Annotated in this window: 14 protein-coding genes and 1 riboswitch; of the genes, 13 read left to right on the top strand and 1 reads right to left on the bottom strand. The window is 59.0% G+C overall.

Annotated features, from left to right (window positions below; translation table 11 throughout):
• The coding region (locus EI185_RS04640; protein WP_223247667.1) for an alkaline phosphatase at window positions 1–433 on the bottom strand (433 nt) is incomplete at its 3' end.
• Window positions 434–911: 478 nt separating this feature from the next.
• On the opposite strand from EI185_RS04640, the gene EI185_RS04635 reads away from it, so the two are divergent.
• The 13 genes from EI185_RS04635 (at window position 912) to EI185_RS04575 (ending at window position 26,600) form a co-directional block, all read left to right on the top strand.
• Window positions 912–1,688, top strand: coding sequence for a DsbC family protein (locus EI185_RS04635; protein WP_189836290.1), 777 nt, complete (start codon window positions 912–914; stop codon window positions 1,686–1,688).
• A 41-nt stretch (window positions 1,689–1,729) separates the two neighbouring features.
• Window positions 1,730–3,925 (top strand): tetratricopeptide repeat protein, encoded by a 2,196-nt coding sequence (locus EI185_RS04630; RefSeq protein WP_124703957.1) that lies wholly within the window; start codon window positions 1,730–1,732, stop codon window positions 3,923–3,925.
• Between the two features lie 470 nt (window positions 3,926–4,395).
• A riboswitch (cyclic di-GMP riboswitch) is annotated at window positions 4,396–4,479 on the top strand.
• Between the two features lie 161 nt (window positions 4,480–4,640).
• Window positions 4,641–5,564, top strand: a complete 924-nt coding sequence (locus EI185_RS18155) for a PEP-CTERM sorting domain-containing protein (RefSeq protein WP_223247666.1) — start codon at window positions 4,641–4,643, stop codon at window positions 5,562–5,564.
• Window positions 5,565–5,685: 121 nt separating this feature from the next.
• Window positions 5,686–7,344 carry a hypothetical protein gene (locus EI185_RS04620; protein ID WP_124703956.1) on the top strand — a complete coding sequence of 553 codons (1,659 nt, stop codon included), beginning with the start codon at window positions 5,686–5,688 and terminating at the stop codon, window positions 7,342–7,344.
• Window positions 7,345–7,672: 328 nt separating this feature from the next.
• The gene (locus EI185_RS04615) at window positions 7,673–9,274 is read left to right on the top strand and encodes a ShlB/FhaC/HecB family hemolysin secretion/activation protein (protein ID WP_189836289.1); all 1,602 of its coding nucleotides are present in this window, start codon (window positions 7,673–7,675) and stop codon (window positions 9,272–9,274) included.
• Window positions 9,264–19,478: a filamentous hemagglutinin family protein gene (locus EI185_RS04610; protein WP_189836288.1), complete on the top strand. Its 10,215-nt coding sequence runs from the start codon at window positions 9,264–9,266 to the stop codon at window positions 19,476–19,478. The genes EI185_RS04615 and EI185_RS04610 overlap by 11 nt, the downstream gene beginning before the upstream one ends.
• A gap of 79 nt (window positions 19,479–19,557) precedes the next feature.
• Window positions 19,558–21,330 (top strand): DUF2341 domain-containing protein, encoded by a 1,773-nt coding sequence (locus EI185_RS04605; protein WP_124703953.1) that lies wholly within the window; start codon window positions 19,558–19,560, stop codon window positions 21,328–21,330.
• A 15-nt stretch (window positions 21,331–21,345) separates the two neighbouring features.
• The gene (locus tag EI185_RS04600; RefSeq protein WP_124703952.1) at window positions 21,346–21,750 is read left to right on the top strand and encodes an ExbD/TolR family protein; all 405 of its coding nucleotides are present in this window, start codon (window positions 21,346–21,348) and stop codon (window positions 21,748–21,750) included.
• Window positions 21,751–21,766: 16 nt separating this feature from the next.
• Complete coding sequence (locus EI185_RS04595; protein ID WP_124703951.1) at window positions 21,767–22,426, top strand: energy transducer TonB; 660 nt, start codon at window positions 21,767–21,769, stop codon at window positions 22,424–22,426.
• 46 nt (window positions 22,427–22,472) lie between these two features.
• Window positions 22,473–24,026, top strand: coding sequence for a putative porin (locus EI185_RS04590; protein ID WP_223247665.1), 1,554 nt, complete (start codon window positions 22,473–22,475; stop codon window positions 24,024–24,026).
• Window positions 24,027–24,072: 46 nt separating this feature from the next.
• Window positions 24,073–24,849, top strand: a complete 777-nt coding sequence (locus tag EI185_RS04585) for an ankyrin repeat domain-containing protein (RefSeq protein WP_189836287.1) — start codon at window positions 24,073–24,075, stop codon at window positions 24,847–24,849.
• On the top strand, window positions 24,849–25,514 hold the full coding sequence (locus tag EI185_RS04580) for a hypothetical protein (protein WP_124703949.1): 666 nt from the start codon (window positions 24,849–24,851) through the stop codon (window positions 25,512–25,514). Before EI185_RS04585 ends, EI185_RS04580 begins: the two co-directional genes overlap by 1 nt.
• Before the next feature lie 105 nt (window positions 25,515–25,619).
• A complete protein-coding gene (locus tag EI185_RS04575; RefSeq protein WP_124703948.1) occupies window positions 25,620–26,600 on the top strand; it encodes an EpsD family peptidyl-prolyl cis-trans isomerase in 981 nt (326 codons plus the stop codon).

Here is a 26,600-nt window from a genome sequence, read left to right as displayed (position 1 = left end):
GGTCGATGCTCAACACCCCGTCGCTGGTTTTTACGCCGGTGACCATGGCGGTCATGGTGGGTGCGGAATCCGGCGTTTGCTGGTTGGCGGAATAAGTCTTGGACAGCGCCAGGTAAGGCAGTTTTTCAAAGGCCAGCGAGTTTTTCTCGCCGTCCTTGCCCTGCAATTGGCCTTCCAGGATGCGCGAGGCAGTCACCGTGGAAATGCCCATGCCGTCGCCTATGAACAGGATCACGTTCTTGGCGCGGCGCGCGTTGGGGTGAAGCTGCTTGGCTTCCCTGAGCGCTTTCTGGCCGGCCTTGTACCAGGTGGCAGCGCTTTCGACGCCGGCAGCGCTATCTTCCTCGACTTCGGCCGCGGCCAGCATGCTGTGTGCACACAGTGCGAAAGCCGTGGCGGCCACGATGGGTTTCAGTCCAAATTTCATTTTCATTTTCATTTTCAGGCTCCCGGAGAAATGTTGGTTTTAAATCAGAATCTGCACTAGCCAATCACTCAACATGTTCAAACCAGTTTTGCGGTGTCGTTGCAGACTGGGCAAGCAGACGCAGCCAACTTCAACTGATTAAACAGTCACCCAAGATACCTGACAGATTTGTCAGAAATGTGAAATCCCAGTCCCTGGATATAGTCCGAACGGCTCAGGGTAATCAAGAGTAGATAGTCGCAGGCCGGGCTGAAGCCGACCTACAGTGTAGAAGGTGTGGCCGTCGTAGGTCGGGTTTCAACCCGACACAGCATAGATCACCATTCCGGCAAGCCCGCTGCCGCGTAGCCCGTTCTACCTATGACTGGCCGCCATTTCATCACTAAATCTTCATATATACCAAACGAATATGTCACCAGGCGTGTTTAGGATTCGTGCTCCGAATTCCAGTTTTACCAATCGACTTGACCCTTTGAGGATAGCCATGATGTTCAAGCAGAGCCTGATCGCCGTATCCCTTTTTGCCGCATTTTCCAGCGCCTATGGCGCGGACATCGAACAAATGCGCAAGCAACTGACCGAACACATGCCCGGCACGCATATCGGCACCATCACCAAGTCGCCTTATGCAGACTTGTATGAAGTGGTTGCCAACGGCATCAACGTGTTCTACACGGATGAAAACGCCAACATCGCCATCATCGGCAAGATGATCAACCTCAAGACCGGAAAAGATCTGGTGCAGGCACGCAATCAGGAATTGATGCATCTCGATTTCGCTTCGCTGCCGCTGGACAAAGCCATCGTCAAGGTGAAAGGCAATGGCAGCCGCAAGCTTGCCGTGTTCTCCGACCCGGATTGCCCGTTTTGTCACGAGCTGGAGCCGGAGCTGGACAAGGTGACCGATGTCACGATGTATATTTTCCTGTATCCGCTGGCTGAGTTGCATCCCGATTCCGAGCGCAAGGCCAATCTGGTGTGGTGTGCTGACAATCCAGTCAAGGCTTGGGACGACTTGATGCTGAATGGCAAGGAGCCGGCGGCCACGAAAAAAACATGCGAAGCGCCACTCAAAGCCATCAAGGAATTCGCCCAAAAATCCTGGATCACCGGCACGCCAGCCCTGGTGTTCTCTGACGGCCAAATAGTTGCAGGCTCCGTCAACAGCGTCCAGATCGAGAATTATCTCGAAGAAAAAGCCAAGGCAGCCACTCCGGTCAAGGTCAAATCCGCGGCTGCGGAAACTGTAAATAAACTGTAGTCAATTGCATCGCCCCGGCAAAGACGGGGCGCCTACTTTGAATGGACCACACAATAATGCTGGCACGACAGACTTCAAACTATAGCGCCGATCTCGAAAAGATCGTGGGCCTGTACCACACCGGCGAACTGGCGCGCGCAGCCAAACTCTGCCAGCGAATCCTGACTGCTCAGCCGAACCATTCAGACGCCTTGCACCTGTTCGGGGTTATTCGACACAAGGCCGGAGACTACGTACAGGCAGTAGACCTCATCGAACAAGCCGTCGTCCTCAATCCCGGGCTGGATAGCGGCTGGTGCAATCTCGGTCTGGCCCACAGCGCATTAGGGCAGCATGAACCAGCCATCGACTGTCATCAGCGCGCGCTTTCGCTCAACCCCTTTTCTGCCGCGGCGTGTCTTAATTTAGGCATGGCGCTCAGTGCCATCGGCGAGGTCAAGGAAGCCGTCCCGTTTTATGATCGCGCGCTCTATCTCAAGCCGGATCTGGCGCAAGCCCATTACAACCTTGGCAATGCGCTATGGTTTCTTGGTCAATATTTCGAAGCCGAGCACAGCTATCGTCGCGCCTTAACAATTCAGCCCGATTTCCCGGAAGCATGTTTGAATCTTGGCATCGCCTTGGCTGATCTCGAACAGTTTCCTGCGGCCATCACGTTCTATCGGCGCGCATTACAACTTAGACCGAACTGGGCGGGAGCCCACTTCAAGTTAGGCCTGGCCTTGCACGCCATGGAACGATTATCCGAAGCTGCCATCAGCTTCCAGCGCGCCCTGGCGATCAATCCGCAGTATCCGGCAGCCTTGGTCGCGCTCGCTGAGACACAATCAGCGAGTGGGCAATCCTATGCAGCCATCACTACCTATCGTCAGGCTTTGGAAATCAATCCAGACTTCGCAGCAGCGCATTTGAATCTGGGCAAGGCGTTGCGTGATCTGAGACAGTACGACGAAGCCATCTTTTCCTTCCATCGCGCCGCCGAACTCAATCCCGGCTACGCTCAAGCCCACTACCACCTTGGCAAGCTGTTGCGCCAGACCGGCAGGATGGAAGAGGCCGCAAGCTGTTTTGCCCGGCTGGCGGAACAACTTCCGGCCTACGCCCGGACATGGATCGAAACCGGCAGTGAAGGGAGAGAGGACAGTTCGCTGGACGAAACCATGGCACAACTCGACCACGCAACTTCGCTCGGGCTGGAACTGCCTGAGTTTTTGTCGAATAAGGGAAATGCACTGATGGCATCCAGCCAGCTGGATGAAGCGGTCGCGTATTTCGACCGCGCGATCACGCTCCAGCCCGTCTCGCCGCTGCTCAAGTACAACAAGTCCCTGGCACTGCTGCTGGGTGGAAAGCTGGCGCAGGGCTGGCCCTTGTACGAACACCGTCCGGCACGCAGCGACATGTCGCCCGGCGCATATGGCTGCCCGGCCTGGAAGGGGCAGGACCTGGACGGCAAGCGCCTGTTGCTGGTCAAGGAGCAGGGCCTGGGCGATCAGATCCAGTTCCTGCGCTATGTCCCGCTACTCGCAGCGCTGGGTGCAACGGTCGATGTTCTGGTGGATCCCTCGTTACGCAGACTGGCGGCGACAGTGCCCGGCGTCGCGTGCGTGATCGATGCGCTGCCGGATGCGCCCGGCTATGATTTCTGGAGCTTGCTGTTGAGCGTGCCGCATCATTTTGGCACACAACTGGACACCATTCCGCGCAGACTCCCGTACCTTGCTGCTTCCCCCGAAGCCATCGCTGCCTGGGGCGCGGACATCAACGACTTCGCCCAGGGGCGGCGCCGCGTGGGCCTGGTGTGGGCGGGGCCCGGCACACATGTCAACAACCGCAACCGTTCCATTCCGCTCGAAGTGTTGGCGCCGCTGGCGCAAATCGACGGTATCTGCCTGGTCATCCTGCAGCAAGACGCATCACCGCAAGCGCTTGCCCGGGTTTTTCACAATACCGAGGTGCTGCTGGCCGGCGAGCAGTGCACGGATTTTGCCGATACCGCCGCCGCCATCATGAATCTGGATCTGGTCATCAGCGTCGATACCGCGGTCGCGCATCTTGGCGGCGCTCTGGGTTGTCCGGTGTGGACGCTGCTGCCATGCAATCGCGATTGGCGCTGGCTGCGCGAGCGCGACGATAGCCCCTGGTATCCCGGCATGCGTCTGTACCGGCAGCAGGAATACGGGCAGTGGGATGAGGTCATCGCGCGGCTGGTGCAGGATATCTCCGCCGGGCGCTGAGGCACGATGGAATCAACAACCGGTGCGTTCGCAAGCGCTGGTTTCGCTGTTCACAATCATCCTAAAAACGGCGATTTATCCACGAAAGACACGAAATAAATACATTGCCTTGATTTAAGTCATCCACCCATTAGGTGGTGATCTACAGCTTGTTATCGCTTTGAATATTTTTGTGCTTTTTGTGTTTTTGCGAGTTATTGCCCAAGGGCAATATCCCTGCGAGAACCGTTTCGTGGACCAACTGCTTTTTCTAGGATCGTTGCTTTTACATGACATGCCGCGCTCAACCGGCCTGCTTTGGCGCACGTCCAATCCGGCCCAGGCAGCGCTTGTCAGGCCATCGCAACCCATGCCGCCCGGGTAGTCCGAACGGGCTATGTTTTGCCCGATGTGGCACGACATATCAGTAACAAACCCCGCCTATTCTGATCGTGCAAGCTTAGTAAGTGTGCATCCAATGTCACTTCAGCAAGCGCCAGTGCCACACCCGCCGCGAGGCGGGGCCGGAAAGCCGAGGGTCTTCCAACATCCAGGAAGATGGCCGGGTTGCCAACTGCCCAGTGAGAAAATCGATCTGGACCGTCGCCGGCAGGAAGTGGTACGCGGGCAGGGGGAAACATCTCTGCGCAAGCAGAGGCCCGCACAGGATGGATGCCGAAAGGGGAGCGTACTCGGCCAGTCACTCTATTTAATTTAGGAGATTTTTAATATGAACATGAAATTCGCATTCACAGTCATCGCCGCCTCGCTCGCGCTGGCAAGCGCTGGCCAGGCCAACGCAACCATCGCTGGCCAGGACACTGCTGGTAATATCGGGGGCCCGGAAATGTTCCTGGCGGTGTGGGACTCGGTCGCGCAGAAATCCTACATCCGCGATCTGGGCGTTCACTTTAACGACTTCCTGCCCGCTGCCAGTCTCGGTATCACTAGCGGACTCGCCAGCAAACAGGACAAGACGTCCCTCGGCACCTCGATTTCATCGACGGCTGCACCAGTTGCCGGTACGGTGGCTTTTGGCGCTACGCCTAGCATTGTAGCCGGCAGCGTGCTGACCTCGGGTTACAGCCTCAGTTTCGCCGCCGATCCGCTGCTGGCCAGCTTCCTCGGCACTGCCGGTAGCTTGTCGACCAGTCTGCAGTGGATGGTCGGTGCGTATGACAACACGGGCACTGGCCTTGTTAATGGGCAGCGTGCATTAACAACTTCCAACGGTGCCGTAGCGATCAGTAACAGTGTACTCAGTAATTTTTCTTCTGGATCCGCGCCTTACATTACGGCAAACAACGGTTTAATGCCCTCTGGCGATGCTGCGAACGGTTCGGCGACCGCTGTGAAAGCTGATGGCGATACGTATTTCGACGCAGCTGGCTCGCCGATGTCAAGCTGGGGCGGCAATTCGACCTTCCCAGTCACTGCTGCAGTCGGCACCAGCCAGAAGTTCTGGTATCTCGGCGTGAGCAGTACGAATGGCCCTGATGCAGCGGGGGTGACGCCTTTCACCAATGCCAGCTGGAAACTGGATACCGCCGGCAACCTGGCGTACACCGTGGCCGCTGTGCCGGAGGCCGATACCTGGGCGATGTTGCTGGCCGGCTTGGGCATGATGGGTTTCATCGCGCGCCGCCGGTTGCAAGGCTAAGCCGCAGTACGTCTGTCATGAGCTGAGAGCCTGGTTCGTTATGTGCCTGCCAGGCGCCAGCCCGAGTTTGAGCGCTTTTGCAAGATTTTAATTAAACGCAATTTTTTGAAAGGTAATCACCATGTCCATGAAAAAACTCGCCGTCGCCTGTGCGCTGGCTTGCGGTACCCTCGCTGCCGGTGCCGCCCAGGCTTATGATGTCGACCTGTTCCTGTCCGGCGCTTCCGCCGTGCAATCCAACTTTGTTGCGCAGCTCCCCAACTTGATGGTGCCGGGCTATGTGACCGCTTGCGATAACGCCAGCAGCAACTGCGCCGGCTTTTTCGCCGTGAAAGGCCAGTTCAAGAGCGCCGCGCCAGTGCCCGCAGCCTTGCAGGGCAAGACCGTGCGCATTACCTACCGCACCCGTGGCGGCTCGGTATGGGGTGTGGATCCCGTCGCGACAGCCGCCAAGATCCAGTGGATGGATATGGACAGCGCCACGGCTGGCGCCTGCACGGCCGCTCCGGCCGGTTATACCTTCGGCGTGAATCAGCTGTGCGCCCCCACCGGCAATGACGACGGCACCGCCAACAGCTACGGCCCGGCCCGTATCCCCGATCTCGGCGTATCCGATGTCGAACCCAAAATGTTCAAGGGCATCAACCTCGAATACGATACCGGTGCGCATGCCTACCGCACCGCGCTCAGTTCGACGGACTTGGGCGGTTTGACCAACTTCCCGGCATTCCAGAATGCCTTCGCTCTGCCGATGACCAACGTGATTCCCGCCAGCATGTTTGTTGACAAAGGGACCTTGCTGGGCCTGTTGAGCACGAGCACTCCTAAAATGCACGACTGGAGCGGCGTGGCGAATGCGCCGCTGACTGCGCTCAATCCGGGGGCGGGTACCAGCAACGGTACCAACAAGCCGGTGGTGGTGTGCCGCCGCGTGCAGGGTTCCGGCACCCAGGCCACGACCAACTACTTCGTCAATAACTTCGGCTGCTCCGGATCGGCTTATTCGACGCCTGCTCGTATGGCTGACAGCGCAGGCTTCGACGCCACCGGCATCTATGTGGCGAACACGGTGACCTCAACGGCGGCCAATCCGATCATCATCGACCCCACCTACGGCTATACCGTGGTTGAGAATCCGGGTTCCGGCGATGTGCGCTCCTGCCTGACGGCCGCGCAGAACGGCACCAACTGGGCGTTCAAGGGTGACGATAACAACTACTACCAGGTCACCTTCAGCGGTGCCGCCACCGGCACCACCAATGCCTATAGCAACGGCGATACCACGATCAACGCGCCGTTCGGTGCGGTGGGCGTGTTGTCCTACGACAGCGCCGGCAAGGAAAGCGGCTGGCACTTCCATGACCTGAACGGCGTGCTGACCGCCAATGCTGCCGCGATCGATGCGTCCGGCCGTCCGGCTACCAGCACCGCGAAATATGCGGTCGCAGCGATGATCGAAGGCCCGTGGGAGTTCTTCTCCGAAGAGTCGATGCAGTACCGTAACGGCAGCAACGGCAAGCCAGCACTGGTGGACGTCGCCGCCGGCGCTCCGACCTATGCGGGCAGCCTCTCCACCGGTCCGGTGAAAACCCTGTCCGACACGATCATCAAGGTCGTGGGCGACCCCGCGTACATCAACACCAACCTGGGCATCGCAGCCTTGCCGACCAACTACGTGCCGACCGGCAACGTGACCACCAACAAAGTAGCCAAAGGCACCAAGTTTGGCGATACCTGCAAGCCGAAAGTCGATCAGTACAAGCCACAGTTCTGGAACTGATCTGCGTGTCTTGACCGGCGCGGTGCAACGCCGCGCCTGATGCGAGCTTGATCCACCACCCCCCGGGTTGTTTCCGGGGGGTGTTTTTTTTTGCGTGTAAGGTTTGCACCTGTGCGGGCGCCGGGGTGCGCAAGCGCAGCGCGCATAGCCCGAACGGACTATAAAAACTGCGCAGCCTGTCATGCTTTCGTCGTGCGTGGTGACTATCATTGCTTGGCTTGACGTTTCTCCCGCAGGGCTGTGGCGGCATGAGTCAAACGCGCGCTGCCCCATCCGCAGGATTAACCCCGAATTCAGTATGCAACGGATCAGTACTATGCAATGGTTAATGAAAAGATGGCTGATCCTGGGTCTGTCTGTTTTGCCTTTGACGGCCTTGGCCGACGCCCAGCCGGCGGATGCCGGAGCGGGCGTTGCTGCAGCCGAGCCGGCGCCGGCAGCGACTTTTTCGATTCTCGAATACCAGATCGTGGGCAATACGGTGTTGTCCAACCTCGCCATCGAGCAGGCAGTTTATCCGCACCTGGGCGAGAAGAAGTCCGTCACCGATGTGGAGCAGGCGCGGCAGGCGCTGGAAAAGGCGTATCACGATGCCGGCTATCTGACGGTATTGGTCGATATCCCGGAGCAGGAGGTCAAGAGCGGCCTGGTGCGGCTCAAGGTTACCGAAGCGACGGTCGACCGCCTCAAGGTGAGCGGTTCGCGCTATTACTCGCTGGGCTGGATCAGGCAGCACACGCCGGCGCTGGCCGAAGGCAGCGTGCCGTATTTTCCCGATGTGCAGAAACAGCTGACCGATCTGGCGCGTACACCCGACCGCCAGGTGGTGCCGGTGCTGCGTGCAGGCAGGGCGCCGGGCACGGTGGAAGTGGATTTGCAAGTCAAGGACAAGCTGCCTTTGCACGGCTCGCTCGAAGCCAACAACCGCTACGGTGCGAACACGACGCCGGGCCGTCTGGTCGGCACGTTGCGCTACGACAATCTGTGGCAGCGCCAGCACAGTCTGTCCTTGAGCTATCAGGTGGCGCCGGAAAAGCCGCAGGAATCCAACGTGCTGTCTGCGACCTATGTGATACCCGGCGCGGACGGGCAGGCGTATGCCCTGTATGCGGTGCGTTCCCGTTCCAATGTGGCGGCGGTGAGCGGGTTCACCTCGCTCGGCATGGGAAATTTCTATGGGCTGCGCTGGATCACGCCGTTGCGCTCGCGCGGTGAGCGCTACAACCATACGCTGAGTCTCGGCGTGGATTACAAGAATTCGCTCGAAAGCGTGCTGGGGGGTGCCGACACCGCCAACGCCATCAACACCTCGATCACCTATGTGCCTTACATGATCCAGTATGCGGGAACCCTGCGTGAGGGAAAGGCGCTCACCCAGTTCGACATTGCCGCGAATTTCCACTTGCGCGGTTCGCGCAACAACGATCAGGATTTTGCCAACAAACGCTACCTTGCCTCGGCGAATTACTTCTATTTGCGTGGCGACGTGCAGCATACCCAGCCGCTCGGGCAGTGGAGCGTGTATACCAAAATGAGCGGTCAGGTTGCCAGCGGCCCGTTGATTTCGAATGAGCAGTTTAGCGCCGGCGGGGCGGACAGCGTGCGCGGTTATCTGGAAGCGGAGGCGCTGGGCGATGACGGGGTGCAGGGCACACTGGAATTGCACACCCCGTCCCTGTTCAACCCGGCGACTTCCGGGCTTGGTCAGGTCTACGCGCTGGCGTTCATGGATGGGGCCTGGTTGTCGGTGATGTCACCGCTACCTTCCCAGCAATCCGTATTCCTGCTGTCCAGCGCCGGCCTCGGGCTGCGCGTGCAAGGGTTCAAGGGGTTCCAGTTCGGCCTGGATTGGGCGCGGCCGTTCAAGAGCCTCACCTATACCCAGGCGGACTCGTCGCGCATTCATGCAAGGTTGCTGTATGAGTTTTAACCGCGGCAAGCTGGCGCGTCCTGCCCAGGCAAGCATGCTGCTGCTTGCCTTGTGCTGCACGCTGAATTCCGCCTACGCCCGTCCGTCCCTGCCGGTGGCGTGCGCGGCGGGGGCGTGCGGTGCGCTGCCCTTCACGCCGAGCATGAACCCCGGTGCAGGCTTGCCGCAAACGGTGGGTAATACGATGACCGTGACGCAGGTCGATCAAAGGCAGATATTCAATTGGTCAAGCTTCAATATCGACAAGGGCTACGGCGTTAATTTTCAGCAGCCCAATGCGGCCGCGAGCGCGCTCAACCGTATCTACGATGCCAACCCCAGCGAGATCTCCGGCAGCCTGACTGGCAATGGCCAGATTGTTCTGATTAACTCGAACGGCATTATCTTCCACAATGGCGCGCAGGTGAATGTGGGGTCGCTGGTAGCCTCCAGTCTTGATCTTCAGGATAAGGATTTCCTCAACCCGACTTTCTATCAAACCCTGACCGGGGGCAGCCTGCCGGCGTTCATGGGATCGAGCGGTCTGATCCATGTGGATGCGGGCGCGACGCTCACCTCAGCCAAGGGCGGGTCGATCTGGCTGTTTGCGCCGACGGTCACCAACAACGGGCTGATCCAGACCGAAGAAGGTCAAATCATCCTCGCAGCCGGACACAGCGTTTACCTGCAGGCATCCGACGATCCCAGCTTGCGCGGTTTCCTGGTCGAGGTGGATAACGGCGGCGCCGCCAGGAACATGAATCTGGGCCAAATCATTGCTACCCGCGGCAATGCCACGCTGGTGGGGATCGCGGTGAACCAGAGCGGTCGGATTTCGGCAACCACCAGCGCCACCTTGAACGGTTCGATTCGCCTGCTGGCGCGCGACTCGGTGTCGCCCGCGCCTACCCTCATAGCGAGCAATACGTCGGCCAATGGCCAGGTGGACGAGAATGGCCTGGCGCTGGCGCCTGGTGTCACACTCGGCGCCAACTCGGTGACCAGCGTGCTGCCGGAACTGGGCAACGGCCAAACCCTGGCCGATTCGCAGACCTTCATGCAGTCGAAAATCGACATCTACGGGCATTCGATCCAGGTGCAGGACAACGCCCTGGTGCGGGCACCCGACGGTTTGATCAATTTTACCGCCGCGCTCAACCCGTCCGATGCCCAGGCGTTCACTAACCCTGTCGCGACGGTCGTGCCGGATGTGCACGTGTATTTCGCGCCGGGAAGCGTGGTGGATGCCAGCGGCACGCAGAACGTGTCGTTGGCGATGGAGAGCAATTCCATCCAGGTCAATCTGCAGGGCGCGCAACTGGCGGATGCGCCGCTGCAGCATAACGGTTTCCTGAAAGGGCAAACGGTTTGGGTGGACGTGCGCACGGCCGGTGACGGGAAACTCCCGGTGGCGGATATTTCCGGTTACCTGGGTCAGATCCAGCGCACCGTGGACGAGAAGACGACGACGGGCGGCACGGTCACGGTGCAGTCGCAGGGCGATATCGTGATGCGTGCCGGTTCGCGCATCGATGTGTCGGGCGGATCGGTGAACTACAGCAGCGGCTACGTCAAATCCGCGCAACTGCTGTCCCAGGGCCAAGCATACAATTTCGCCACGGCGCCCGCCAACCGGATTTACGATGGCGTGGCCGGCACCTACACGGTGACGGATCCGAAGTGGGGAGTCACCCGGAGCTGGACCACGCCCGCCGCGCAAACAGGCAGATACGAGCCCGGTTATGTTGAAGGCAAACCAGCCGGCCAGATCAAGTTGCTGGGTTTTGCCTATGCGCTCGACGGGCAATTGCTGGGGCAGCGGACGACCGGCGCGTTGCAGCAAGCCAGCGCGAAATTGCCCACAGCAGGAACGCTGCAGATCGGCAGCAATGGCGGACGCGCATTTACACCGGCGATTGACTTCGCCACCGGTTCCACACTGTTGCCGGCCGGTTATCAGCCTGGCGATCCGCTGCCCAACCAGCTGACCATTTCCACCGACGCACTGCGCCAGGGCGGCTTCGGCCAGTTGCTGGTTTACTCGGGCGGGCGGATACATCTGCCCAAGGACGTGAACCTGGCGCTTCCCGACGACGGCAGTTTGACCCTGACCGGGGTGCAAGTAGCGGTGGATGGCAATATCACGCTCCACGGCGGCAGCGTCAGCCTCGCCGCCAAGGAAGTCACCCCGGTGCAGGCAGCACAGACCGGCCTGAGCCTCGGCGACGGGGCACAAATCGATGTTTCCGGGTTATGGGTCAACGACCGGCCGAATATCGCCGGCGAGAATCCGAACGGTCCGCTGGCGATCAATGGCGGCAAGGTTGCGCTTTCCTCCCAACTGGGGCTCGATCTCAAACCAGGGAGCGTGGTCGATGTGTCGGGCGGGGGCTGGCTGAACGCGTCCGGCAAGGTGCAGGCCGGCAACGCAGGCAGCATCACGTTGAGGGCCAATCAGGCCGCGCGTACCGGGGATCCTTCCGGTGCATTGCATCTGGAAGGAACGCTGTCCGGCAACGCTTTAGGCCAGGGGGGCGCGCTGAGCATTTCGACGCCGAATGTGCGCATCGGAACGGGTCTGGTCAGTGCGCCGGATTCGTTTACCCTTGACCCCGGCTTCTTTGGTCAAGCCGGGTTCGAGAATTACAGCATCGATGGCCAGCAGCAGCTTGAGGTACTGGCCGGTAGTGTGATCGCACCCGTGGCACAGAACAGGGTGCTCGATGCAAGTTATACGCTGCGTCCCACCGGTTCGCGGCTGGCCGATTTCAGTTATCTGCAGGCGCAGCCGATGGAATTGCGCCGCCCCGTCAGCCTGACGCTAACGGCATTGGGCGGCATCACGCCGGGCCAGGCGGGTACGTTGCGCATCGGTCAGGGTGCGGTGATTCGCACCGACCCGGGCAGCACCATCAAGCTGTCAGCTGCCCAGTTGCTCGACGTGAACGGCACACTGGAAGCCCCCGGCGGCAGCATCACGCTCACCCAGGCCGAGGGTTTGGATCGCGGCACGGCGCTGAGCTTCAGCGATCAGGCCGGCATCTGGCTCGGCAGCCAGGCACGCCTTCTGGCGCCCGGTTATGCCCGTATCCTCCCCGATCGCAAGGGCGCGCGCACCGGCAGCGTTCTGTCGGGCGGTAGCGTGAACATCGCCGCCTCCAACGGTTATGTCATGACGGATCCGGCAGCGTTGATCGATGTTTCCGGCAGCTCCGGCAGCGTGGCGCAACTGCCCGGAAGCAGTGTTTATCTGGCGCAACCGGCAACCATAGGCGGCGACGCGGGTTCAGTGGTAATCTCCGCCACCGAGGGCCTGGTGTTGAATGCCCGGTTGCAAGGGGGAGTAGCGGTCGCCGGCACCCGGTCGGGGCAGCTTGGCGTGTCGATGGACAATAATAATTTCAACCGCGCATTTGCAGGCGGCTATCCACTGGGCGACCGGACCCTGGTGATTACGGAAAACAACACCGATCTGCCGACCGCTGCCGGGGTGGGGACGCCGGTACCGAACAGCTATAACGGCAAAGCGTATGTGGCGGCCGATCGCCTGCGCAGCAGCGGCTTCGGTGCGGTCACGCTTTCCGCGGAAGACAAAATCCAGTTTGCCAGTTCGCTCAATCTCACCGGGTTTGCGCGCAGTCTGACACTGGATACGCCGGCGCTGGAGGCAAGCGGGGCGTTTAATGTGAATCTCGCCGCGCCGTATCTGACGCTGGCCAACTCGCGGAATTGGCAACAGGCATCGGGAAGCCCTGCGGCGGGCAGCGCGCTGTTGAATGCCAGCGCAACTCAAAATATTGATCTGCTCGGCAGTATCAATCTGCGCGGCTTCGCGGCATCCTCATTCAACACACCGGCTGATATCCGCCTGATCGGCGCGGCTGCGAGCCCCACCGACCAGTTGCGCACAGGACAACTCGCCAGCGTGGGTGACTTGTCCTTCACCGCGCGCCAGATTTACCCCACCACGCTGACCGATTTCGCTTTACGGATTCAGGACAACCCGCTCGGCACGATAGCAATCGAGCGGGCTCAAGACGCCAATGGTGCACCGGTTCCCGATGTACCGGTGCTGTCCGCAGGCGGAACGCTGACGCTACAGGCACCGACTATCCGCCAGTCGGGCGTGGTCAAGGCGCCGCTGGGTGTCATCACGCTGGATGCCGGTGACTACGAGAGCGGCGTGAATGGATTGGCCCGCGTTGCGGACGGCAATCTGACCTTGGGCGCGCAAAGCATCAGCAGCGTATCGCTCGAGAACCAGCTGGTTCCCTACGGTTCGGTTGAAAACAGCACGCTCTGGCAATATGGCCTCGCCGCCGCGCTCAAACGCAATATCGTACTGCCGCCCGAGAAGCGCATCGAACTCAAAGGGGCGAACGTGAACGTTGCAGCGGGCGCCTCGGTGAATCTGAGCGGCGGCGGCGATCTCTATGCAGCGGAGTTCCTGGCCGGCCCGGGGGGCAGCCGCGATGTGCTGGCGGACCCGACGATGTTTGCCGTGATTCCCGCGCTCGGCAATAACGTGGCGCCCTTCGATTTTCAGTATGCCAGCGGGACTTCGCTCAAACCCGGCGATAGCGTGTATCTCTCCGGCGGCGCCGGACTCAAGCCGGGAATGTACACCTTGTTGCCGGGCCAATATGCGCTTCTGCCGGGCGCGTTCGCGGTGCAACTGGTGCCAGGAAAATCGGTGATTCCCGATCAGGCGCTAGCGCTTATTGACGGTTCGGCCTTGAGTTCCGGCTATCGGCTTGTTGCCGGGACCGGAATGCATGATTCCGGGTGGTCGGGCTATGTCGTGATGCCGCAGGCAATCGTCCGCAATCTGGCCCAATACCAGAACTACAGCGCCAATAACTTTTTCGGGCAAACCTCATCTGATCACCCGGTTGCCCCGCGTCTGCCGCAAGACGCCGGTCAGTTGATTCTGGCCGCCACGCAGAACCTGAGCCTTGCGCCTGACGCGGTTGCCATGACTGCGAGTGGCGCCGGTCGCGGTGGTTTGCTGGATGTGGTTGCGCCGAAGATTGCGGTGGTCGATACCAGCGGAAGCTTTGCGGGCTACCTGGAGTTGACGGCCGACTCGCTGTCGAATATGGGTGCCGCGAGCATTCTGCTGGGCGGACGCCGGACGACCACGGCGGATGGCGTGTCGATCCAGGTCGGGGCGAGCGAGGTGGCGGTGGCGAACAATGCCGCTGCACCGCTGAGTGCCCCCGATCTGATATTGGCGGCGCAGGATCACGTTTCAATCGCGGATGGTAGTGTGATTACCGCCAGCGGCAACACGGGCAGCGATCAATCCGTGCTGCATGTGGACGGCCCCGGCGCGCTGTTGCGCGTGACGAGCGGCACGCAGGCGCGCGTGGAGCGCGCCGCGGCAGGCACTGGCGCCGGGCTGCTGACGGTCGGCGCAAACACCCGGCTTACAGGCAATTCGCTGTTGTTCGATGCAACCGGCGACACGACGATCGCGGCGACGGCCAAGCTCGCTGCGCAGGCGGTGAGTTTGTCTTCCTCGAAAATAGCGCTGGGTAACTCGCCTGGCGGCGTTGGCGGGCTCAACCTGACCACGGCCTTGCTGCAGCAAGTGGAGAGCGCGGCGGACCTGACCCTGCATAGCTATAGCACGCTCGATATTTACCAGAATGCGGGTTTCGATCTGACGCAGCGCGTCGATAGCCAGGGCAATCCTCTGGTTTCCTCTTTGACGCTGGATACAGGTGCCATTGTCAGCCATCTCGCCCCGGGCCAGAACGAGGAATTGGTCGCGCATCAGATCAGCTTGCGCAACAGCGGTGCTGCGGTGTCGGCAAGCGGCAGCAACGCGGGTGAATTGACCTTGACCGCGAAGGAGCTTGATCTGCCGGTGGGCACGGCGACGAAGCAAGGCACCGGCACCCTGGCGTTGCAGGATGGCGCGCAATCGATTACCGGGTTCAGCCAGGTCAAGTTGAATGCAGGCACACAAATTGTGGCGAGCGGCAATGGTTCGCTGAACACCGAAAATGCCACGCTGACGCTGGAAAGCCCGCGCGTGACGGCCTCGGATAAAGCCGATTACATCATCGACGCCGGTAGCGGCGCGGTGAAAATTATCCAGCCCGTGGCTGCGGCCGCGTTACCGGACACATCCAGCCTGGGCGCCAAGTTGTTGATCCGGGGCGGGTCGATCGCGCAATTGGGGCGCATTGCAATGCGCGGCGGCGCGCTGACGCTGAACGCGACCCAGGGCGATGTGGTGCTGGGCAGCGGCGTCGCCACTGATCCCCAGTCGCTAACCGATGCGAGCGGCTGGGCTGAACATTTCGCCGATCAAACGCGCTATTACCCCGGCGGCAAAGTCACGCTGCAGGCCGATCAGGGCAACGTCTATGTGAAGAGCGGGGCCATGGTGGATGTGAGCGGGGCAAGCGACAGCAACGGTTCCGGCGCTGCGGGCACGCTCAGCGTGAGCGCGAGCCAGGGGATTGCCGAGTTTGCCGAGGGCAGCATTATAGGCAAAGCAACGGGCAGCGCGGCGAGCGGCAGTTTCGATCTCGACGTAGGCGCGCTCAATCTGGACGCGGCTGGCAACAATCGCTTTATCGCGCTTAACCGCGCCCTGGAAGCAGGTGGCTTTCATCAATCCAGAACGCTGCGCGTGCGCAGCGGCGATGTGACCATTCCGCTGATGCAACAACTGGACGCCGGCGGCAATGTCATCAAGGACGCGGGCGGAAACGATGTCGTCTTGCCGGCAAGCGCCAGGGACTTTAGCCTGACAACCGACGCCGGCAGCATTACCGTGGCAGGGCAGGTGAATGCATCGGGCGCCCAGGGCGGTCACATCGCGCTGAATGCGCAACAGGATATTACGGTCGTGCCGGGCGCCAGGCTTGACGTGAGTGCAACGGATGCCGCCGGCGTCGGCGGAACCATAGCATTGCAGTCCAGCGACGGCACGATAGACCTGAAGCCAGGATCAACGTTCGCTGCGGCAGGCGCTGCCGGCAACGGCGACGTTCGACTGCGCGCGAAGCGCAACGCCGGCAATAGCGATGTCCAGATTGCCCAACTCGGAGCGGCTTTCAGCAATGTAAATAGCGTGCTTCTGGAGGCTTATCAGAAGTATTCGTCACCGGGTACGATCGCTGCGGCGGACTTCGGAGCAACGAGCACCTGGTACACCGATGCGGCGAATTTCATGGCCAATACGGCGACGATTAAAAATCGCCTTGGAGTAACGAGCGACAGCCGCATTCAGCTCGCTACGGGTATTGAAGTCCAATCCAGCGGCGATATGACGCTAGCCGATGACTGGTCGCTCTATGGCTGGCGCTATGATCCGGTGACTGGCGCCGTGACATCATCGACGACAGGACAGAATGCTGTCGGCCAAAATCTGGTGGCGGGGGTGCTCACCCTGCGCGCGGGCGGCAATCTCAACCTGAACGGCAGCCTGAGCGATGGCTTCAGCACGGCCAGCACGAGCAGCGCCATGCAGGGAATCAATAGCTGGTCCTACCGCCTGGTTGCCGGCGCGGATACCACACGCCCCGACCTCGGCGCTGTTCAATCCGGTGTCGGCGATGTGACGCTGGCAGCGGACAAGCTGGTGCGTACCGGCACCGGATTCATCAATGTCTCGGCAGGCCGCGATGTGAAGCTGCTAGACCAGACTTCGGTGATCTACACCGCGGGCCATAATACGCCGCGCTTGCCGGATTATCCGACACTGGGTGCCCCTTACAGCAAAAACGCCTATTTTCCGACGGGCGGGGGCGATATTGCGATTCAGGCCGGGCGCGATATCGTCGCTGCGCCGGAGAGCCAGTTGTTTACCCCATGGCTGTATCGCGTCGGCGCGCTCAACGCTGATGGCACTATCAATACCAAATCGCGCACCACATGGTGGACCAGTTTCCCGGATTTCAAGCAGGGCGTCGGTGCCTTGGGCGGAGGCAACGTGACGGTCGCAGCGGAGCGCGACATTAACAATCTGGGTGTGGTGGCGCCGACCAATGGCCGTCTCGCTGGCGCGGCCAATACGATTCCCGATCCGGCCAATTTGCTGGTGCAGGGCGGCGGCAATCTACTCATCACAGCGGGCCGCGATATTAACTCGGGCTTGTTTTATGTGGCGCACGGCACCGGGACAGTGCATGCCGGGGGCAGCCTCGGATCGGCACGTCAGGGAATCGGCCAGAACGTCTATACCATCCTCGGTCTCGGCGATGGCCATTTCGATATTACGGCGAACGGCGACTTGAATCTCGAAACTGTCGTCAACCCGACCGTGCTGCCCCAGGGTTCGAACAATACGACGGCATCGGTGTTCAGTACTTACGGTGCCGACAGCGCCGTGAATCTGGTCTCATTAAACGGCAATGTGATTTTTGCCAACCATCAGACGGCGAAAATCAGTAACGCTTTCTCCAGTATTCCAAATGCGACCCATGACAGCTTCTTCCAGTTTTATCCTGGTCGTCTGGAAGCGACGGCGTTGCAGGGAGATATCCAGTTGGGTGGCCCGATCATATTGATGCCGACGGCGTCCGGTACTCTCGATTTCCTCGCCGCAGATTCCATCCTGTTGCAGAGCACAGTCGTCGTGTCGGGTGCTAACCCCGACCTGTTGCCGACGCCATTGCATCCGGCGGCCACTGCTGCAGGAATAGATCAGCTGGCGCAGCCAGCCATCCAGGTAGCCGAAAATTTGCCTGGTACGCCCGTGCACCAGAACACCGATTCGGAATTGGCCTATCTGGTGGCGCGAGATGGAGATATCCTGGGCAATGGCTTCGACTATTCGGCGATCCTGGCCACCCCTGCGTGGATAGAAGCGGGTCGCGACATCAAGGATATCCGCTTACAGGTGGAGAACCATGATGTGAATACGCTGAGCACGGTGCGTGCCGGGCGCGACATTGTTTATTCACAGCTTCTGGACCCGTTGACCGGTAATGTGCAAAGCAACAACCAGAGCCTTGCCGTGAGCGGCCCCGGCCGCTTCGAAGTGCTGGCCGGGCGCAATATCGATCTAGGCGGTTCGAGTGGTATTATCAGCCGCGGGAATCTGGATGTCACCAATCTGCCTGAAAAGGGCGCCGATCTGTATGTGCTGGCCGGCCTCGGCCAGACTGCCGATGGGCGCGTACGCCTGCCGGACTACCAAGCCTTCACCAGGCGCTATTTCGATGGCTCTGCCACCGGCCAGCAGGCGCTGCAGGATTTCTTTGCCAACGTCGAGCGACAATTGCGTTTGAACCAGTCGCTGACTGAAGCGGATGTTCAACAGCAACTCGCCGCTTATCGCAGCCGATTCGACACCATGGCGCTGTCGGAAAAAGCCTTGCAGGTGTTTTTCAGTGAACTCCGGCAAGGCGGAAAGCAAGGCCACGCAGGCAATTACCAGCGCGGCTACCAAGCGATTGCAAGCCTGTTCCCCGCGGGCTATCAAGGCAATATCAATCTGTTCAACAGCCAGATCAAGACCGAATCCGGCGGCGACATCAACCTGCTCGCACCGGGCGGCCTCGTCAACGTGGGGCTGGCCAAGCCGGGGAACACCAAAAGTCCATCGGATCAGGGCATTTTCACTGAGAGCGGGGGCGTGATCCGTTCCTTCTCAAGCGGCGATTTTCTGGTGAACCAGTCGCGCGTATTTACGCTGCAAGGCGACGATCTCTTGCTGTGGTCTACCCAGGGCAATATCGATGCAGGCAAGGGCTCCAAAACGGCGTCTGCGACACCGCCACCACGTCTGGTTTTCAAAAATGGTGTTCAGGTGCTTGATACGTCGAACGTGGTGTCGGGCAGTGGTATCGGCCAGTTGCTCGCCCGCTCGGGTTACAAGGCAGGCGAGGTGGACTTGATCGCGCCACAGGGAGAAGTGAATGCCGGCGAGGCGGGCATAAGCGTGGCTGGAGACCTGTTGATCGCTGCTCAACGCGTGATAGGCGCCAACAACATTCAGGTCGGCGGTATATCGGTGGGTGTGCCGGTCGCGCCAAGCACCTCGCTTGCCGGCTTAACCGGAACCGGGCTGTCGGATGCGAGCCAGGCAGCCGGCAACACGGCCAAGACCCTGGGCTCGAACAATACCAGCGAGGACACCTTGAAGAACATCAAGCAAGCATTGTCTGGATTGCAAACGTCGTTTATCAGTGTGGACCTGGTGGGTTTTGGTCCAACCGGACAATCCAACGGATTGACCGAAGCAGAAAAGAATCGCAAGTAGCGCCGAATGCGGCGTCCCTCTTCACTCCCCTGTAATACGGGCATGGAATAATATTTTTTAATTTTTGAGAGCATCGGTAATGAGAAAAATACTGCTCACGCTTGTCCTGTTTTTGATGATGCCGCAATTGGCCAACGCGTGGTGGAACAGCGAATGGTCGGATCGGCAAAAAATCACGCTGGATACCACCGCCACCGGCTTGCCGCTGAAACAGGAGGTCGACTTGCCGCTGGTGCTGGTGCGCTTGCACACCGGTAATTTCGATTTCGACACAGCCAAGATCGACGGCGGTGATCTGCGCTTCCTGGCGGAAGATGACAAGACGCCGCTGAAATACCACATCGAGAAATTCGATAGCGCGGCACAGATCGCGCTGGTGTGGGTGCAAGTTCCCAAGCTTCAGCCGGGCTCCAAAGAAAGCCATATCTGGCTGTACTACGGCAACGATAACGCCAATCCGAGTGACGACTCGAAAGGCAGTTTCGATGTGAACCAAACCGACGTGTTGCATTTTGCCGAGGCGCAAGGTGTACCCAAGGATGCAACGGCGTATGGCAACAATGTAACGCAGTTTGACGGCGGCCATATTCCGGGCGGCATGATTGGAGGCGCCGTATCGTTCGATGGCAAGCAGTCATTGCTGATTCCGGCTTCGCCTTCGATGAAAATCGGCGCAGCGAACGGTGCGACGATTTCGTTCTGGGTGAAACCGGGTGCTGCGCAAACAGCGCCGATGGTGACGCTGCATGATGGCAAGTCGTCGATCGTGGTCGGTATCGACGGTAGCCAGGCCTACGCCAGGGTCGAGGGCGGCACCCAGCCGGGCGAAACCGCGCGGGCGGGTAATCTTGCTGCCGGAACATGGCACCATGTGGCGGTCACCGTGGGCAAGCAACTGACCCTCTACGTTGATGGACAGTCGTTGGCGAATGCGCCGGCGGCAAGCCCCGATATGCAGGGCGAAGTAAGCGTGGGAAAGGGATTTCAGGGTGAATTGGACGAACTTGAACTCTCCAATGTGGCGCGCTCTGCCGACAGTATTTATCTGGCAGCCTTGAGTCAGGGGGCGGAGGCGAAGCTGTTGACACTGGGTGCAGGCGAATCGCATAGCGAGGGCAGCACGTCCTATTTTGGCGTGATCCTGCAAAGCGTGACGCTGGATGGCTGGGTGGTGATCGGGATATTGATGGTAATGGCGGCGATCAGCTGGATGGTGATGGCGATGAAGGCGCTGGTCATCAATCAGACCGACAATAACAACAAGAAATTTCTGGAAGCTTTCCATCAGCTCAAGGTGGAAGAAACTGCCCGGCTTGATGCTGACGATAGCGCTGAAGACGCGGATATCAAGGATTCGGCCCTGATGCTGGCGCTGTTCGGCAAACACGATCATTACCAGCACTCCTCACTCTACCAGCTCTACCATGCGGGCGTACGGGAAGTGAAGCATCGATTTGCTGTGGCTAACGGAAACAGATCGCTTTCGCCGCAGGCGATCAGCGCCATCAAGGCCACCCTCGACGGCACTCTGGTGCGTGAGAACCAGAAGCTCAACAAGTTGATGGTGTTGCTGACAATTGCTATTTCCGGCGGCCCATTTCTTGGACTGCTCGGTACCGTGGTGGGGGTGATGATAACCTTCGCCGCCATCGCCGCCACCGGTGACGTGAATGTGGCCGCCATTGCCCCGGGTATCGCGGCGGCGCTGGTGGCAACCGTCGCCGGCCTCGGGGTCGCGATCCCGGCGCTGTTCGGATACAACTACCTGGGCAGCCGCATCAAGAATATTTCGGCCGACATGCATATATTCGTGGACGAGTTGATCGGCCGCTTTGCCGAAGCGTACGTCTGATAGGAGTCGGCCACCATGGATCTACGCGAAGATAACGAACCGTATGATGACATCAACATTACCCCGATGCTGGATTTGGCGTATGTGTTGCTGGTGATTTTTATCATCATGACGACGGCCACGGTGCAAGGGATCAAGGTCAATTTGCCCAAGGCGAGCGCCACACCGAGTCTGGCGAAACCTAAAACCAAGGCCGTCACCATCGACGCCAATGGGCAAATTTATCTGGATACCTATCCGGTGACACTGGCGGAACTGGAATCGCGCTTGCGGTCGTTCAAAGCAATCACGCCGGATTTGCCGGTGGTGATCAAGGGCGATTCCAAGATTCAGTACGAGAAGGTGATCGAGGTGATGGATTTATGCGGGCGGCTGGATATTACCCAGCTCGGGCTGGTGACGCAGAAGCTGGTCAAGTGACGCAGAGGCGGGCGCGATGAGCAAGCTTAAATCACGGCTGCCGACCCTGATCGGCGTGGGTTTGATATTGCTGTTCATCGTTGGGCTGATCTACATGATCAAGGGGTTCATCGACGGCGCAGAGAAACCGTCGAAGCATAAAGTACAGGAGATCTCGCTGATCAAGCCGCCGCCTCCGAAACCTCCGGAGGAAAAACCGCCCGAGCCGCCGAAGATAGAAGAAAAGCAGAAGATTGTTGAAGCGCCACCCGAGCCGGCGCCCGACAATAAACCGCCGCCAGATCAGCCGCCACCAGGCGAAAAATTGGGGCTGGATGCGGATGCCAGCGCTGGCGGCGATGGCTTTGGATTGGGTTCGAATAAAGGTGGGCGCGACATCATGCTCGGCGGTGGAGGCGGCAGCCGTGCACGCTGGTACGCCGGTTTGCTCGGTAACCATATCGAGCAGGCACTTAATCGAGATACCAAGTTGCTGGATGAATTGAAGGCCAAACGCATCGTCGTGCGTATCTGGATCGGGAACAGCGGGCACGTGGAACGCGTGGAGTGGGATAAAGGTACCGTACCCGCCAGCGTCGAGCAGACCTTGCGTGAGCAATTGCTGGCGCTGACGGTGCAGGAGTCGCCCGATGGCATTGAACAACCGATCTGGTACCGGTTCCGGCCACGCAGTTGACTGGGGAAGGCATAAAAGAACCATCATGAATTACAAAAGGATAGTTATGAACCGACATATGCGTGCGGCGTTAGCGCTATTTACAATGCTGGTATTGGCTGGGGGGCAGGCATGGGGGGACGAGCGGGAAGATCTGGAAGTGGTGCGCCAGACCACGATGAATTTGATCAGTGCACTTGTAAAAAAGGGTGTATTGACCCAGGAGGTCGCCGAGGCGATGGTCAAGCAGGCGGAAGATGCGGCCCGCAAGAAGGTCGCCGCAACTCCGCCCGCTCAGGATAACGTGGTACGTGTGCCCTACATTCCGGAAACAGTCAAACGCGAGATTCGTCAACAAATTGAGCAGGAGGTTGTGGCGCAAGCCAAGGCCGAGCGCTGGGGGGATGTCAACGCTGTGCCGGAGTGGGTGGATCGCTTGCAATGGACAGGTGATCTTCGGCTGCGTTATCAGGCGAACAGGTTCCCGGCAGGGAATGCACCAGAGTATTATTTCAGCCAGGGTTACGGTCAGAACATCACCGATACGACTCAGGATAACCAGGCATTCCGTATGCGCGCCAGGCTGGGGTTGAACGCCAAAATCACCCCGGCGATTTCCGCGGGCTTTCAGCTGACCACGGGCAACACCAATAACCCGGTCTCAACCACCCAGACCCTGGGGCAATACGAAAATAAATATAGCCTGGTGCTGGATCGCGCCTTCCTCAAGGCACATTCTGATGAGACCTTGCCGTGGCTGAGTGTTTCAGCAGGCCGCATCCCCAACCCCTGGTTCAGTACCGATCTGGTATGGAATGATAATCTCAACTTTGAAGGCGCTGCGCTGCATGTTGATCCGAACGCACAGACCTCCAGGCAACTGCGTCCGTTTGTCACACTGGGCGCTTTCCCGCTCCAGTCTATCGAGCGCTCATTAACCGTGAGCGCCAGTAACAAATGGTTGTTCGGTGCGCAGACGGGTGTCGAGTGGATCAAAGATACCAACACCCGTGCCAAAATCGGTCTGGCTTACTATGATTACCGCAATATTCACGGCATCCCGAATACGGCGACGGCACCCAATGCGTTTGACCAGACTGCGCCTGCTTTCAGGCAAAAGGGCAATACGCTGTTTGATATCTCAGCCCCAGGTGTCACCACTCCGTTATGGGCCCTGGCGGCGGATTACCAACTGCTCAATCTGACTGCAATGGCCGACCTGAATGTGTATGACCCGGTACACATCATCCTGACCGGCGATTATGTGAAAAATATCGGCTTTAATCGCAGCGAAATCCTGGCGCGTACCGGGCAGGATGTACAACCGCAAACTACGGGTTACATGGCGCGTGTGGCTGTAGGCATGCCTACCATGTTACTGAAGAATGATTGGCAGGTATTCCTCGCTTACCGCCATCTGGAAGCAGATGCCGTGCTGGATGCCTTCACCGATTCGGACTTCCATCTGGGTGGTACCAACAACAAGGGCTTTATCCTGGGCGGTCAATACGGACTGGATAAAAATACCTGGCTGAGCGCACGCTGGCTTTCCAGCAATCAGATCAGCGGCCTGCCGCTGTCCATAGATGTATTCCAGCTTGATTTAAATGCCAAATTCTAGGTACGTTTTTGTGCTCGGTCTGGCTCTGTTGCTGGGGGGCTGTGCCATGTCCCCCGAACAGCTCGCCTATCGGCAGCGCCTGGAACGCGGATTCGCCACTCCGGACGATTATCAGCATTTCAGAACACCGGATGCTCAACAGCTTAAGCTGGATGCCGCCGCCAGGGATATTTTGCCGCGCAGTGCCACGTCCCTAGACCGGGAGTTAATGGTTGCGGCGGGCGCGGGCAATGCCGAGCAGATCAAAAAGCTGGTGCAGGAAGGTGCCCACGCGAATGCGACAGATGACTGGGGCAACACACCGCTGCTGCGTGCAGTGCAATCCGGCAATGTGGAAAGCGTGCACTTGTTGCTAAACGAGGGAGCCGACGTGAATGGTCGTGACGCTGCATTGTCTCCTCTGGGTGCGGCAACACTTCTAGGATATACCAGGGTGGCTGAACTGCTGATCCACAGCGGTGCGGATGTGAACGTGCTTGACAAGAACGATCAGACGCCGCTGATGACGGCGGTGAAGCTCAATCGCCTAATGATGGCCGGTTTGTTATTGGATGCGGGAGCGAATGGCGCGGTGCGTTTCAGCAATGGTGAGAACCTTCTGGCGCTGGCGGTGAATCAAAATTTCCCTGACATGCTGGATTTGTTACTCCGGCACGGTCTGGATCCGAACCTGGCCGATGCCAACGGATTGACTGCGCTGTACTGGGCGGAGTATCTGCAACGCCCGGAGCTTGCGCAGCGCCTGCTGGCGGCCGGTGCGGATCCGGCGCGCGCGCACGTGAAAATCCTGGAAAGCCGGGCTTACGATAACGGAGAATTTTGATGGTGCGATCATTCAGCCTGCTGACCTTGATGCTGGTGGGGATAGTCTTGTTGGGCAACAGCGCCTGGGCCGGTGATAAACGCAATTCAGAGCGCACGGCGCTACGGCGTGTTCAGCAACAAATGCAGCAACTCGAGCAGGAGAAAGCCGCGTTGCAGCAGCAGGTGTCCGGTTTCGAACAGGAAAAATCCACCCTCTCCAGCGAGAAAGATGCATTGGCGAAGAAAGTCCAAAGCGCCGAATCACGCGTCGCCGCCGAGGGCAGAAAACGCCGCAGCATGGAGCAGGAACTGAAAGCGGCGCATAAAGAAAATCAGGCGTTGCAGGAGCAGAAGGCAGAAACCGAGAAACGCCTGTTGGAGATGACAACTAGGCAGACTGACAGCGCGAGGCAATTGGCAGTTTTGCAAGACGAGAAGAAACAGACCGAAGCAAACCTGGGCATGCGCGAAAAACAGGTGGCGGGTTGCGAGGACAAAAATCTTAAGTTGTACCAGTATGGCCGCGATTTGATCAGGCAGTGCCGCGATCACAGCGCGACGGATGTGATTCTGCGTCTTGAACCTGTGACGGGGATCAAGCGGGTAGAGATCGAAAACATGCTGGAGGAGTACCGCGACAAGCTGGATGCACAGAAATTGATTTCCGCAGAAAATCGAAAATAATTTCCAGGATTGTCGCGCGCGCGTCATTGTCACGTCATTAAAAATACACGCATCAACGATAGTATCAAACCCCTTACCGATCACTTGGCAATATCCATACTTACCATGCCCTACGTTAAATTTTCCAGTTTGCTTGTTGTGTCCCTTGTGCCCGTAATATTGGCTGGTTGCGGCAATCAGTCTGGTAACAAGGAAAAAGATACCCAGGTGGCCGCAAAAGTAAATGGCGATGAAATTACCGTGCATCAGATCAACCAGGTTTTGTCGCACGCACCGAGTCTCAAACCCGAGCAAGCCAAGCAAGCCGCTGCCGAGGTGCTGCACGGGCTGGTGGATCAGCAGCTACTGATCGAGCAAGCCAAGAAAGATAAACTGGATCGTAATCCCCAAGTCGTGGCTGCATACGAAAGTGCCCACGCCCAGATTTTGACTCAAGCCTACCTGGATCAGGAGCTTTCCAAATTACCTAAACCAACGGATCAGGAAATCAAGGATTACTATACCCAGCACCCGGAACTGTTTGCCAATCGCCGCCTGTATCGCTTCCAGGAGTTGCTGATAGATGGAAGCGGCGGACGCGTTGCCGAGATTCGTCAAAAAATCGGGTCGACCAAACAAATCGATGCGTTTGTGGAATGGCTCAAGGCAGAGAAAATTCCGTTCAGAGTCAATAACGGAGTTAAAAAAGCGGAGGAGGTGCCGCTTAATCTGTTGCCGCGTCTGAGCAAGATGCAGGATGGCCAGGCAATGGTGACAGTGAACGGCTCTAATGTGTTGGTGGTGCAACTGGTCGCATCCCAGCAGCAGCCCATGACGATGGAGACCGCCAAACCGGTCATTGCCGCTTACCTGACCAACAGCAAACGACGCGAAGCGACAACAGCACTGCTCAAGAGGCTGCATGACAAAGCCAAAATCGAGTATGTCGGCGCCTTTGTCTATGCCGCCAAAACACCTGTAGCCAAACCGGTAGCTGCTCCCGCGGCCGTGCCTGCTTCGGCTGCTGGAGCGGTGAAAAATACGCCTGCGAAACCAGCCACAGCTGCTTCGGATGCCATGGAAAAGGGATTGTCCGGGCTGAAGTAA

Origin of the sequence: Sulfuriferula multivorans, from assembly GCF_003851125.1 — a bacterium.
GTDB lineage: Bacteria > Pseudomonadota > Gammaproteobacteria > Burkholderiales > Sulfuriferulaceae > Sulfuriferula > Sulfuriferula multivorans.
This window is presented reverse-complemented; position numbering and strand designations above follow the sequence as displayed.